Annotated in this window: 12 protein-coding genes; 2 read left to right on the top strand and 10 right to left on the bottom strand. The window is 45.4% G+C overall.

The features are described 5' to 3' along the window. The first annotated feature begins 136 nt into the window (after positions 1-136). Together BLR32_RS19705 and thiL are read left to right on the top strand one after the other, a co-directional pair. Positions 137-910 (top strand): inositol monophosphatase family protein, encoded by a 774-nt coding sequence (locus BLR32_RS19705; RefSeq protein ID WP_176842353.1) that lies wholly within the window; start codon positions 137-139, stop codon positions 908-910. Positions 911-926: 16 nt separating this feature from the next. Continuing rightward, positions 927-1,961 carry a thiamine-phosphate kinase gene (gene thiL / locus BLR32_RS19710; RefSeq protein WP_089834556.1) on the top strand — a complete coding sequence of 345 codons (1,035 nt, stop codon included), beginning with the start codon at positions 927-929 and terminating at the stop codon, positions 1,959-1,961. A 75-nt stretch (positions 1,962-2,036) separates the two neighbouring features. Here thiL and BLR32_RS19715 read toward each other — a convergent pair whose 3' ends face one another. From BLR32_RS19715 to BLR32_RS19760, 10 genes are all read right to left on the bottom strand, one after another. Then, entirely contained in the window at positions 2,037-3,722 is a 1,686-nt protein-coding gene (locus BLR32_RS19715) for an ArnT family glycosyltransferase (protein ID WP_089834557.1), read from the bottom strand. A 21-nt stretch (positions 3,723-3,743) separates the two neighbouring features. Further along, complete coding sequence (gene nagA / locus BLR32_RS19720; protein WP_089834558.1) at positions 3,744-4,850, bottom strand: N-acetylglucosamine-6-phosphate deacetylase; 1,107 nt, start codon at positions 4,848-4,850, stop codon at positions 3,744-3,746. A 68-nt stretch (positions 4,851-4,918) separates the two neighbouring features. Then, positions 4,919-5,302: an SMU1112c/YaeR family gloxylase I-like metalloprotein gene (gene gloA2 / locus BLR32_RS19725; protein ID WP_089834559.1), complete on the bottom strand. Its 384-nt coding sequence runs from the start codon at positions 5,300-5,302 to the stop codon at positions 4,919-4,921. A 3-nt stretch (positions 5,303-5,305) separates the two neighbouring features. Further along, positions 5,306-6,100, bottom strand: coding sequence for an amidohydrolase (locus tag BLR32_RS19730; RefSeq protein WP_089834560.1), 795 nt, complete (start codon positions 6,098-6,100; stop codon positions 5,306-5,308). Positions 6,101-6,171: 71 nt separating this feature from the next. Then, positions 6,172-6,630: a regulatory protein RecX gene (locus BLR32_RS19735; protein WP_089834561.1), complete on the bottom strand. Its 459-nt coding sequence runs from the start codon at positions 6,628-6,630 to the stop codon at positions 6,172-6,174. Positions 6,631-6,694: 64 nt separating this feature from the next. Further along, a complete protein-coding gene (locus tag BLR32_RS19740) occupies positions 6,695-9,043 on the bottom strand; it encodes an ATP-dependent helicase (protein WP_089834562.1) in 2,349 nt (782 codons plus the stop codon). A gap of 177 nt (positions 9,044-9,220) precedes the next feature. Further along, entirely contained in the window at positions 9,221-9,721 is a 501-nt protein-coding gene (locus tag BLR32_RS19745) for an RNA polymerase sigma factor (RefSeq protein ID WP_089834563.1), read from the bottom strand. A gap of 725 nt (positions 9,722-10,446) precedes the next feature. Beyond that, a complete protein-coding gene (rpiB, locus tag BLR32_RS19750; protein WP_089834564.1) occupies positions 10,447-10,908 on the bottom strand; it encodes a ribose 5-phosphate isomerase B in 462 nt (153 codons plus the stop codon). A gap of 113 nt (positions 10,909-11,021) precedes the next feature. Next, a complete protein-coding gene (gene tatC, locus BLR32_RS19755) occupies positions 11,022-11,873 on the bottom strand; it encodes a twin-arginine translocase subunit TatC (protein WP_089834565.1) in 852 nt (283 codons plus the stop codon). Between the two features lie 844 nt (positions 11,874-12,717). Continuing rightward, complete coding sequence (locus tag BLR32_RS19760; RefSeq protein WP_245705470.1) at positions 12,718-13,995, bottom strand: hemolysin family protein; 1,278 nt, start codon at positions 13,993-13,995, stop codon at positions 12,718-12,720. Between the last annotated feature and the right edge of the window lie 48 nt (positions 13,996-14,043).

The following is a 14,043-nucleotide window of genomic DNA, read 5'->3' on the forward strand; positions in this document are numbered from 1 at the left end:
GCTGCAAAAATACGCCGAATTTCGGATTGCTACGGTTAGATTTTGAATTACAGGTAGCTTACCTCTGGCAATCTTATACAAACATATTACTAAAAACGATATGGTTAGAAAAAAAATTCCCGCGTACCTTTGCCCCATGTTAAAAGCTACCCTACTCAAAGCAACAAAGGCCGGCGGAGATGTTCTACAGCAATACTTTAACGGCTCTTTCGAGGTGTCCAGCAAAAGTACAGTGAACGATCTGGTAACTGAAGCTGATAAGAATGCAGAGACTGCCATTTTCAGTGTGATCAGGGAAACCTTCCCCCACCACTTTATACTCAGTGAAGAGTCTGGCGAGATCACCTCAGATTCCAACATCAAGTGGATCATTGATCCCCTGGATGGTACCGTGAACTTCGCTCATGGTATTCCTATCTGTTGCGTTTCCATCGGTGTTGAGCAGGATGGAGAGATGATCATGGGCGCTGTATACAACCCTTTCCTCAACGAGTTCTTCTTTGCGGAAAAGGGCAAGGGTGCTACCCTCAATGACAAACGCATCCAGGTATCCAAAAAGGATGAAATGAACAAAGCCTGCATGGTAACGGGCTTCCCGTATACCTGGAAGGAATATACTCATAGCCCTATCGACGTGTTTGAGTACTTCGTAAAACAGGGACAACCGGTACGCAGACTGGGGTCTGCTGCTATCGATCTTTGCTGGGTTGCTGCCGGTCGCTTTGACGGCTACTATGAGCATAGCCTGAACGCCTGGGATGCTGCCGCAGGATTCCTGATCGTAGAGGAAGCAGGAGGTAAAGTAACCGACTTCAAAGGTCACCGCTACTCTCCATACCAGCGTACGCTGATTGCCACTAATGGCCTTATTCATGAGCCACTGGTCAACATTGTAAACGGAAAATACTGATCTAATATCATACACCATGAGTGAAGAAAGAACAGAGATAAACTCCCTCGGGGAGTTCGGACTTATAGAACTACTTACCAAGAATATAGAGATCCAGCAAGCCAGTACGATCCTGGGTGTAGGTGATGATGCTGCCGTGATTGATCATTTCGGCCGTCAGACAGTGATATCCACTGATATGCTGGTAGAAGGTATCCACTTCGACCTGATGTATACGCCCCTGAAACACCTGGGCTATAAATCAGTTGTGGTGAACCTTTCGGATATATATGCCATGAACGCCACTCCTACTCAGATCACCATGAGTATTGCGTTCAGCAACCGCTTCTCCGTAGATGCGCTCAATGAATTTTATGAAGGCGTATATGCTGCCTGTGAAAGGTATGGGGTAGACCTGGTAGGCGGTGACACTACTTCTTCCCAGAAAGGCTTCGTGATCAGCGTAACGGCTATCGGCGAGGTTGCTCCTGATAAATTCGTAAAACGCTCCACTGCTGAGAAAGGCGATCTGCTTTGCGTATCCGGCGACCTGGGTGCGGCTTACCTCGGACTAACACTCCTGGAAAGAGAAAAGCAGATCTACCTGGAGAGTCCGCAGTTGCAGCCTGACCTGGAAAACCAGACTTACATTATCGGACGTCAGCTGAAACCTGAAGCTCGTCGTGATATCATCGAGTTCCTGCAGGAACAGGATATCCAGCCTACCGCTATGATGGATGTGAGTGATGGTCTCAGCTCCGAGATCCTGCATATCTGTAAACAGAGTAACCTTGGAGTGGTGCTGTATGAAGAGAAGATCCCCATTGCCAATGAGACAAAGGAAATGGCCCTCAAATTCTCTCTGGATCCTACAGCGGCAGCGCTGAGCGGAGGAGAGGATTATGAGCTGCTCTTTACCATGAAGCAGGCTGACTATGATAAGATCGTATTATCTGAGCAGATCAGTGTGATCGGGTATATGACAGACATCAGTGAAGGCGCCCATATCCTGACTAAGGGCGGCAATAAATTCAAACTGGTAGCACAAGGCTGGAACGCTTTCCAGCAGTAAGCCATAAAAAAGAATCAGGGATTGTATGTTGCGATATTCGCCTGCATACAATCCCTGATTCTTTTTTGTATAGTCTTATTCTACCACTACGGTTACTGTCTGACTATTATGTGTTGGGAAAAAGATCCCCGCAAATACACAGAACTTCAATTGATAGGTACCCGGTTGATCCGGCATGATCACTTCCATGCGGATGATACGCCGGTCTATTGCCCTGCTTAAAGACAGGTCTGATTTCACTCCTCCCAATACCTCTTCCTTCTTTGCAAACGCATACCCTATTACCGCCTCATGTTCCTTATCCACCGGCACCGGCATATTATAGCCGTTCTTTAACTGCAGGATAAAAGGCATATGTTCACCCCGTTTTACCTTTACATACTTCATGGCAGGTACCAGCGTGATCAGCGAATAGGAATAATAATGATCCTCATCATAAGCGCTCCAGGGACCTTTAACAGTATTGAAACTATCCGTTACCGGCAATTTATTATCAGGTGTAAAGACGATAAACGCAGGTTTACCCCATAACTGTTTTTCAGTATCCCAATAGTTATACTGGTTCCGGCGGGTATAACGATTGTTAACCACATACGCCAACTCACCACCACTGTAGAACATATACTTTGACGGCCATTGATAGCTGTTGATGAACACTACCGGACGGCCAGCAGCATGTTGCCTGATCTCTTCTGCCCAGGGTTTATTATGATGTATCTCCGGACGTATTGTAACACCTGGCATAAAGTCCCATACCATATAAACGCGGGTAGCCATTACCAGGATCAGCGTGATTACCGCCAGGTATGGCAATATTCTCAGCGACCATTTCAGCGAGCGTTTACGGCGTACTGACTGATGTGCCAGTACCATCACCGGTGTAAACAACATTACCGTCCAGTTGGTCTCTACCCTGCCCTTGAAAGTACTCAACAGGAAGAAGCTCAATACTCCGATCAGAGAAAACTTCAGGGCTCTTTCAAAAGCGCTCTGTATAGGACAAACGAAGGCATAGTACAACACCAGCCATCCGGCTACCGGGCCAAATAAAGCCAGCTGTCCCAGGATATACTCAAGTGTAAAACCAAACTGGTAAGTGGTAGCATTCCTTTCTACCAGGTGGTATTGCAGTGAAGGAAAATCGTGTGTATACTGCCAGTAAAGATGTGGCATGAATAGTATCGTGGTAATGATACAGGCAACATAAAACTTAAACACCCGCAGCAGGTTCAGGTTAGATATAACCGTGAAGGCTACAAGCAGAATACCGTGATATTTGCTGTAGAACATCAGGGCCATGCTCAAGGCCAGCAACAAGGTATTCTTCCAGCTCTGCTGTTCCAGGAAGTTGCGGTATACCAGGAAATAAAGCGCTGCAAAGAAGACCAGCGGTACATCCGGCACAGCCAGCATGCCGCCCAATTGCATAGCAGCCATGACACAGAGCAACAGGTAGAAGAGCCGGTTATCCCTTCTTGGTATCAGCTTTTCGGTAACGATCAGCGTCAGGAGATTGAGGATCACCATGCATAAACGAACACCAAACTCATTATGGAACAAGCCATAGCCTATTTTGATCAGCAATGCCACCATCGGCGGATGATCAAAGTAGCCCCAGTCAAGGTGACGGGAGTATACCCAGTAATAGGCTTCATCATCCATCAACTCAGTAAACCCTGCCTGTAGCAGCGCCAGTAAAAGCCATACCAGGAGGAATAAATTCTTGTACTGGTCTTTCTTAAAGTAGTGTATGAGGCCCATGAAAATTACAGGTTGAAACTGCTAAGATAACCCAATTAACTGTTTCAACTCCCAATCTGTATCCAATACTACCATAGTATCCAGATAACCAGGGGCTATTTTACCCAGTTCATGGGATAATCCGGCAACGATAGCCGGGTAGGTAGAAGCCATGCGCAGCGCCTCTTCGGGTAAGATTCCCACTTTGGTAATACAGTTCTTTACCGCCTTATGCATGGTCAGCTTAGAGCCCGACAGCACTCCCTGGGCATTCACATAACGGTCCGGCTCTTCGACATAGATATAGTCGCCTTCATTACTGGCTACCACCGCATCTGTGATCAGGAACAGGCGTTCACCCATTACCTTCTTACTGATACGCACTGCATTGAAGTCTACATGTATGCCATCCACTACTATACTTCCATGTACCGAAGGGTGATCATAAATAGCGCCTACCATGCCCGGAGCGCGGCTCTGTAAGGGAGACATGGCATTGAAGAGATGTGTAGTGGTTGTGATACCATTGTCAAATGATTTGCAGGCAGTAGCGTAATCAGCGTTGCTATGCCCGGCGGAAACCACCACGCCTGCTGACTGTAGCTGCTTTACCAAAGCCGGATCGCAGCGTTCGGGTGCGAGGGTCATCATCTTAATGATACCTTCCCCGATAGACAGCAATTCGTTGATATCGGCGGCAGTAGGTTGTTTGATATACCTGGTAAGATGTGCTCCTTTTTTCTCTGGATTAATGAAGGGCCCTTCCAGGTGAAGGCCCAGTACGCCTTTGCCGCCTTCGTCCCAGTATCGCCGTACGGCTTCAATTGATTTCCGTATCACTTCGGGAGAGTGTGTAGGAATGGTAGGCATAAAAAAAGCGGCGCCACCAGCGCTGCTGTATTCATATGTAGCCTTTAAGGTGGCGCTATCGGGTGTAAGAGGGAACAGTTTGCCATTGCCACCATAGATCTGCAGATCAATGAAAGCAGGCGCCAGAATAGCTCCTTTCAGGTCGGTCAGTTCTGCATCTTCAGGTATCTGCGCCTGTGGCAATACCTGTTGTATGCGCCCCTGGTCCGTAACAACGGCATAGCCGTCCAGCCATAAATCTCCTGTGAAAATCCGCGTGTTAATGTAAGCCCTAAGCATTGACAATGTTTTTAGTATCTATGATAACAGTCATAGTCAATACCAGCCGGCAAATCCTATGAACTGCGTTACACTTGATATAGTTCCAGAGGTAAACCGTCAGGGTCCGTAAAAAAGGTAAACCGCCTGCCGGTGTAAGGATCTGTGCGTATAGGCTCGGGAGTTACATTATGGGTTTTAAGATGGGCTACCACCTGTTCAATGTTATTCACTGAAAAGGCCAGGTGCCGCAATCCAACGGCTTCCGGCCCGCTTACTCTTGCCGGCGGGTCAGGAAAGGAAAACAACTCTATCACGTAATGCCCGTTCAGGGACAGGTCCAGCTTGTATGACCGGCGTTCCAGCCGGTATACTTCACGGATGATCTTAAGTCCGAGCACTTCTGTATAAAAACGCTTACTTCGTTCATAGTCAGCGCAAATGATAGCTATATGATGTATACCGTTCAACATTAATTAAAATACCTGGAATTTATCTGCATCCTTCAGGAAAGGAAAATTCTTCCTTACCTCGTCCAGGCGGGAGCGTTCTAGTGTAGTAGTAAAAATATCCTCATCGTGCGATTTCCTGTAAAGGATCTCTCCCAGAGGATCGATCAGGCTGGAGTCGCCGCTGTGATAAATATTGTTGCCGTCATTACCTACCCTGTTCACACCAATGGCATAACATTGATTCTCAATGGCGCGGGCATGGATCAGTGTCTTCCATGGCGTACTTCTCCTTTCAGGCCAGTTGGCCACATTGATCAGTACATCATATGCAGGTTCGCCGGTTTCCGGTGAGATCGCATTCCTGGACCATACCGGGAAGCGCAGGTCATAACAAACATTCAGACAGATCTTCCAGCCTTTTACCTGTGCAATCAGGCGTTTATCGCCTGCCTGGTAATGCTCATGCTCTCCGGCATAACCAAAAAGGTGACGTTTATCGTAGATACCGTATACACCATTAGGCTGCATCCAAAGGAGGCGGTTCCGGTACTGGCCATTCTCTTCAATGATCAGGCTTCCCGTGAGGATAATATTCTTCTCGGCAGCCTTCTTCTTCATCCACTGTACGGCGCTGCCATCCATGGTCTGTGCCAGTCTTTCAGGGGCCATGCTAAAGCCTGTGCTGAACATTTCCGGCAATATCACTATCTCTGTCCGCTCCTGAATACTGTTAATCTTCTCATCAAACATGCGAAGATTATCCTCTATATTCTCCCAGTGCAGGTTGGTCTGTATAAGCGTTACCTTCAGATCTGACATAATTTTTCTGTTAAATTCCTTCTTGCAAATTACGATGACTTCGTTTAAAAACTATGAAAATTATCCGCTATCTATTCGGGTTCTTTTGCGATTTGTTCAACGATGTCCTGTATCAGCTCGGGTTCATACCCTTTTTGCAAGAGGTATTGCATGGTTTTATACTTCCTTTTAAGGTACTGTTCCCCCTTCAGGGAAGCGTATTTTTTGGCTGCCAGACTGCTTAGTGTCTTGTCATAATCGGCATCGTCAATCTCCTCCATTCCCTTTCTGATACAGTAATCAGACACCTGCCGCTGCTTTAGCTCTATCAGGATCTTCTTACGTCCCCACTGCTTTGTACGGAACTTTCCCCCGGCAAAGGCACGGGCAAAGCGCTCCTCGTTCAGGAAGTTCTCCGAGATCAGGTCGGCAATAGCCGCATCAATCTCCTCACCCCGCAGCCCCAGCTCAATGCATTTGTATTTTACCTCACTGTGGCAGCGCTCCTGGTAAGCACAATAATGACGCAGTTTGAGAATGACGGAGGTCATATTCGGTATAAATAAAAGCTGCAAGAGACGGGTATTCCTTCTCTTGCAGCCAGTTATAGTACGGTTATTTTTTAACGATCATCAGGCGGGCATAGTTCAGCATGATCTTCTTTTCGCCACCGCCCTTAGGGAAGTTCACCGTAGCAATACGGTTGTTCATCGGTCCTTCCAGGGTCTGGATGGTGCCAAAACCAAACTTCTGGTGTTCCACATCCATGCCTGGCTCCATGATAGCCGGATCATCCGGGGTAAAGTTAGGAGAAGGGACATGGTTGCTGGGAGCCGCATTGGGAACCGGTCTTGCTGCCGGGCGCGGACCTGCCTGTTGCTGAGGCGCCTGTGGCGACTTTTTCTGCATCCTGTCAAACATATTGCCGCCATTGCCACCAAATAAACCACCGCCGTTGTTGATAGGGCTACGGTTCACATTACCGCCGCCGGCATAGCTGCGGTCGATGTATTTCTCAGGCATCTCTTCCAGGAAACGGCTGGATTCATTGTTCACCAGCTGTCCGAAGCGATACCGGCTATTCGCATACGTGAGGTACAGACGTGACTTCGCACGGGTGATCACCACATAGAACAGACGGCGCTCTTCCTCCAGCTCCTCCCGGGAATTGATGGACAGGCCGCTTGGGAAAAGGTTTTCCTCCAGTCCCACGGAGAATACCACCGGGAACTCCAGTCCTTTCGCCGCGTGGATAGTCATCAGTTTCACTACATCACTATCCTCATCGTTCCCTTTATCCGCATCTGTCAACAGGGTGATCTGCTGCAGGTAGGTACCCAGGGATTTCTCTGATTCTACCAGCTCACCGTCTTCCGTAGGTGTTTCGGTAAACTCCTTGATGGAGTTCAGCAATTCCTGGATGTTCTCGTAGCGGGCCAGGCCTTCTGTTGTTTTATCGTTGAACAGTTCCTTTACAATGTTGGTGGATTTACCAACCTGTAAGGCGATGTCGTAGGCATTGTGTTTACCCAGCATTGCCTGGAAGCTGCGGATCATTACCACGAAATTCTCAATAGCTTCGAGGGTACCGGATTTGAATCCGAACTCATTTGCTCTTTCCAGTACGTTCCAGAAAGTGATATTCTGATCATTAGCGATCACAGATACCCTGTCTATCGTGGTCTTACCGATACCACGCACGGGGTAGTTGATGATACGTTTCAGGCTCTCCTCTTCCTGCGGGTTGGTAACGATACGCAGGTAGGCGATAAAGTCTTTGATCTCCTTACGCTGATAGAAGGACAGGCCTCCAAAGATGCGGTAAGGAATTGCTTTACGGCGCAGGTTTTCCTCAAAGGCACGGCTCTGGGCATTTGTACGGTACAGGATGGCAAAGTCTCTGTTGGCGTAGTGATTGCGCAGCTTCTGCTCTGCGATGGTATCTGCCACGAACTTACCCTCCTCATTATCCGTCATGGTGCGCACCAGTTTGATCTTTTCTCCGTCGGCATTATCCGTCCAGAGGTTCTTTTCAATCTGGCCTTTGTTATTAGCGATCACCTCGTTGGCTACATTGAGGATGGATTTGGTACTACGGTAGTTCTGTTCCAGTTTTACCACTTTAGCGTCCTCATAGTCTTTTTCGAACTGGAGGATGTTCTGGATGGTAGCGCCACGGAAGGAATAGATACTCTGGGCATCGTCTCCCACCACGCAGATATTTTCATGGGCAGCACCGAACAGCTTGATGATTTCGTACTGTGCAGGGTTGGTATCCTGGTACTCATCGATCATGATATATTTGAACTTGTGCTGGTATTTGTGCAGTACTTCCGGGAAGCTTTTCAGCAATATGTACATTTTGAAGAGCAGGTCATCGAAGTCCATGGCCCCGTTCTTAAAGCAGCGTTTGGCGTACATATCGTACAGCTTACCGTTCATGGGTCTGTTGGCCCTCATATCTTCCTGCTGAATGGCATAGTCATGCTGATATTCCTCAGGCCCTATAAGGCTGTTTTTAGCCGCAGAAATGCGGTTATATACCAGGGCAGGCTTATAGTGCTTGTCGTCCAGGTTCTGCTCATTTATGATGGTTTTAAGCACGCTTTTAGCATCATCTGAGTCGTAGATGGTAAAGTCGTTCGGATAACCGAGGCGATGTGCTTCCGCTCTGAGCAGTCGTGCAAATACGGAGTGGAAGGTACCGATGTAGAGGTTACGGGCTTCCGTACCTCCCAGTATCTTTTCCACACGCTCTTTCATTTCGCGGGCGGCCTTATTTGTAAATGTAAGCGACAGGATATTAAACGCATCCACCCCGTTGCGCAACAGGTGTGCGATACGGGTAGTCAGCACTTTGGTTTTACCGGAGCCGGCGCCAGCCACGATCATCAGTGGTCCATTAATATGTTCTACTGCTGCGCGTTGCCGCTCATTCAATTCATCTAAATAATTTGCCTTCATTCGATTTATTAATGATCCCTGTCTTTCACCCGGGAAATGATGTTTGAATATTTAAAAGGGAAGGCATAAAATTACGAAAGAATGCATAAAGGGAGAAAAGGAAAAAGGAGAAAGGGCACAGACCTGCCGCTACGCGTGGTTTCCGCGAGCATATCCTTTCCCCTTTTCCGGAAGGGGTCAATATCTTGCAATACGAGATTTCAGCATTTTACGGGCAAAATGAATGCGGCTTTTTACAGTCCCCAGAGGCTCATTTAACATAGCTGCTATTTCATAATACTTATACCCTTCAAAATAAAGCATGAAAGGTTGTTTAAATATCACGGGGAGGTTATACACCGCCATATGTACATCTTTGATGCGCAGATTGGTCTCTGCAGAATTACCGATGCAGGGTTGTTGCTGATGCAGCAGATATTCTCCGGCGGAATTGTCGAGCAGGCGGAACTGCCTGTTCCCTCGCCGGTAATTGTTGATGAAGATATTGCGCATAATTGTATACAGCCATGCCCTGATATTGGTACCTGCCAGGTATTTATCACGATTGGCCAGCGCGCGGAACAGCGTTTCCTGATAAAGGTCTTTCGCGGATTCCGAATCTTTCGTTAAGGTAACTGCATACGGTCTGAGAAAATCGGCATTTCCCAGCAGCAACGTATTAAATTCTGTGGATGACATAATGGTGATAGTTTAAGCATCTGAAATAATTGTTGATTCAGCTGATAAACCTGCTTTTAAGGGAAACAGTTATTGTTGTAAATGTCGATTATCATATGTAAGGGTATTAAATTGTACAAACAGTTATATCAATTCATGTACGCAGAAATGAACATTCGAATGATACTTGGGGAATAAAAATTAACGGCTGCTTTCTCAAACTAATAGTACACTTTGCTACATTGTTCACGTCTTATGTAATATAAAAGGTAGGTTTCTGTGATCCCGTTCGAACATGGCTCGCCACTGACTTTCCGGAAAAGCCAGCACTATGCCACCTTGTTGTTAGAGGTGCTTCCATAATTTTCTTTTTTTGGTTAGTGTAACTGGGGGATGATCTGTGACTCTCTCTTACGGTTCCTGAATTGTTTTCTTATTTCTTACTTCTTTGATTGAATTTTTTTCTTTCCGACTTTCAAGTATCTGATTCGTTAGTTTACTGAAATGGTTTCTTCGTTTTTATACTTTATTGGGTATATCAAATACTTAAACACACACATTGAATAAGCAAAAATGCAATACGAACTAAACATCCAACTGACTGACTCTTAACGAATTTAACGAAAGCAATTGTATTTACCAAAAAAAGACGGGGGTATAACATATAAATAATAAACGCTGATTATCGCTTTTTCTATATAACGATAATCAGCGTTTATTTTCATGTAAGGCTGACCCTGTTATGCTTACAAACAGGCTATTTTTCTTACTCTGTTTTCATGACGGCCGCCTTCAAATTTTGTATCTACGAAGACATCTACTATTTGTTTTGCCACACTATCATCTACAAAACGTGCAGGAATACACAGTATGTTGGCATTGTTGTGCGCGCGCGCCAGGCGCGACAACTCTTCTCCCCAGCAGATAGCAGCACGTATACCCTGGTGTTTGTTTGCCGTGATAGCTACCCCATTACCGCTACCACATACCAGGATACCAAAAGCTGCCTGTTCCCTTTCTACCAGTGTGGCTACCGGATGCGCAAAATCAGGATAATCTGCCGAATCACTTGAATGGGCTCCTACGTCTTTTACTTTCAGTCCTTTTCCTTCCAGGTAAGAGATGATCTCTTCTTTATATTCAAACCCCGCATGGTCAGAGCCTATGGCTACCGGCAGCGTAAGATTAAATAATGGTTGTGATGACATAAAACAAAAATTTAAAAAGTAAAGCAAAAGTTCAGAAAAGCGCAACGCGGAATATCCTATGTGGTATTTATCACAAGGGACATTCCGCGTTATGCTTATTTACACGCGTCAGATTAAGACCATTCTTCTACTTCGTTCTCTGCCTTCTCCATTCCTTTCAACGCTCTGCCCGAAATATAAATACTAATTTCGTATAAAAGATACAAAGGCGTAAATACAATCAGCTGATCTATCACATCCGGAGGTGTGATAACCGCTGCCAACACAAGTATCACCACTATCGCATGCCTCCTGTAAGTACGCAGGAAACTAGGTGTGATGAAACCGATCTTCGTCAGGAAGAACACCAGGATCGGCAACTCAAACAACACCCCCATCCCTAACACGATCTGGGTCATCAATCCGAAATAATCGTCAATGAAAAACTGGTTGACTGCTTTATCTGTAACAGTATATCCCGCCAGGAAGTTGATAGTAAAAGGCGCCATCAGGAAATAACTGAAGGCAATACCCAGGAAGAACTGGAAAGATACCCAGAAAATGATACCTCTTGCGCCCCTTAATTCCTTCTCTTTCAGGGCTGGCTTAATAAAGCGCCAGAACTCCCAGAAAATATAAGGGAAGGCCACTACCAGGCCGAATATAAATGCCAGTTTGAACTGCAACATTACCTGTCCCACCAGTATGTGGTTCTGAAAGACGATGGGCACAGGTGTAATACACAATTTATCGCCTAATCCAACCAGGTGGCCCAGCTTACATAAGGCCACATATGAAGGGAAATTAGCGTTTGTTGGCCCAAAGATCACATCGTCCAGTATCTCTTTGGTATACACAAATCCGAAAATGCTCACTACTATCAGCGCAATGATCGAACGCACTATATGCCAGCGCAGGTCTTCCAGGTGGTCAAAGAAAGACATTTCTGCTTTCTCCTCATTATTTGCAAAAATCTTTTTGAACATATCTTTAGTCGGGCTATGAATATTTTATCCTAAGGGACTTACATCCTTATCCTAAGGAGCACAAATATAGCTGTTGCTTCCAACAAAATAGAGCAACTACCCTTATTAGTACAAAGTTTTAAGGGAAATTAAAGGTAAACGGTACTTAAGGCAGATCAGTGATAAGATACAGGGGATAAAGGGCCTAAAAACGGGAAAGGTGAATCCGGCTGAAAAGTTGGGAAAGAGAAGTCGCGTAAGGAATCGCGTTGAAAATGCTGTGGGAAATCACGCCGGTCGGCTCCGTCAGGTGCCGTAGTGTTTGTAGCCCGGGGTGCAACCCCGGGAAAAAAAACGTTCTATCCGTTCCGGATAGAACAAAAAAAGAGCCAGCCCGAGAAGAATCAAGAGCCGGCCTTTCATCCATTGTTTGTTAACCCCAAAAAAGTTGAATTCGAGAATGTCTTTGTTTCCAGATTCACATTGCATCCGATTGATGGCAAGCTTTCAAGATGTTTGTGTTTCTGGTTACTTTTAATTTTCTATCACAAAAATAGAAAGAAATATGTTATTATCAATGTTGTAACAATTTTTTTTACATCCTTTTAACAAAAATCAAATCATTGTGTTACATCATCTGCAGCAAATGTATAAAATTCGTGTTAAATACCTACTACTTTTTTTAAATCGTTTTAGCAGGCTCGATGTTTAACGACACTGCAAATATATTAAAAAAATAATAACAATATCAATTCTTGATTTCTTTTATTTTATAAAAAAGTAGTAAGTTCTCCTAAATACTTGACATTTAAGCAACTAAAAATATTGATTCAAAGATAAAAAAAGTCTGTTTATCCGGATTTCCTTAAAGAACCTTCATTTTTACCATTTCTATCCTCGTTTCCGTCACATTCAGCACATCAAACTCGTAATCGTCGATGATGATCCTCTCCTTCAAACGAGGGATTTTTTCATGGTGATTGATAATATAGCCAGATAAAGTTTCACTTTCATCCTCCGGAAAATCAAAACCATATTTTTCATTCAGGTAATCCAGCTCCAGCCTTCCGGAGAAAATATATTCCTTCTCTGCGATCTGTTTCTCCACGAATTCTTCCACATCATGCTCATCCTTAATCTCACCGAAGATCTCCTCTAATACGTCCTCTATCGTCACAATACCTGCCGTTCCTCCAAATTCATCCACTACCCAGGCTATGCTCCTCCTCTCCTTGTTGAATTTGCTCAACAGGTCGATAGCACTCATCGTTTCGGGTACCGCCAGGATCGGGTGAAGAATAGCAGAAATCTCTGCCGGACTTTTAAACATATCCAGCTGATGAATATATCCAAGGATATTATCGATCGTGTCTTCGTAAATAATGATCTTGGAGAGTTTGGTCTCCATGAATTTCCGCTGTGCATCTGAGATGGGGCTACCGATTTCTAACGCTTCAATTTCTTTACGGGGTATCAGGCAACCACGGATCTTCACATGTGCAAGTGACAACGCATTTTCAAACAGCTCTGTATTCAACTCCTGGTTCTCCGTTACATGCTGTTGCGACTGACGGATGAAATGCTCCACATCTACTCTTGGAAAGGTAGTAGCAGTTTCCACGATACGCACGTTGAACAGGTATTTCAGTATCCACTCAGAAATAGACACCAGCAAGCTACCTATCACATACAGTGGTTTGGAGATCACGGAAATGGGTAAGGCAAAAAAGCTGAGCAATGCTTCCGGGCGTGAACGGAAAATAGCACGGGGAATAAAGAAGCCAAAGGTCAACAGGATCAGTGTGCCGAATATCACGTCAATAAACAGAAATATCGGCTGCTGAATAGTGTTCTGCTGGGGTGGCAACATGAGGTTCCATATGGGTTGCAGGAAGCTATGGAACATGATCCCATATATTACCACTACAATGGTTAGTCCCAACAGGCTGGTAGCCAGGAATCGGGAGGGGTTGTCGTTAAAACTGGCCAGTATTTTACCGGTAGCCCGCCCCTGTTTCTTTTTCAGCTCAATGCTCAACTTGTTCACATTGGCGAAAGCCGTTTCCAACCCGGCAAAGAAACCTGCCAGCAGCACCAGTATGGCCAAAGTCAGGAGTGTATAAGTATCCATAATATAATTCAAAAGTAAGGAATTATAGATTCCACATAATAAGTACGGTCATTCCTTATG

It is taken from the genome of Chitinophaga filiformis (assembly GCF_900102545.1).
Taxonomy (GTDB): Bacteria; Bacteroidota; Bacteroidia; order Chitinophagales; family Chitinophagaceae; genus Chitinophaga; species Chitinophaga filiformis.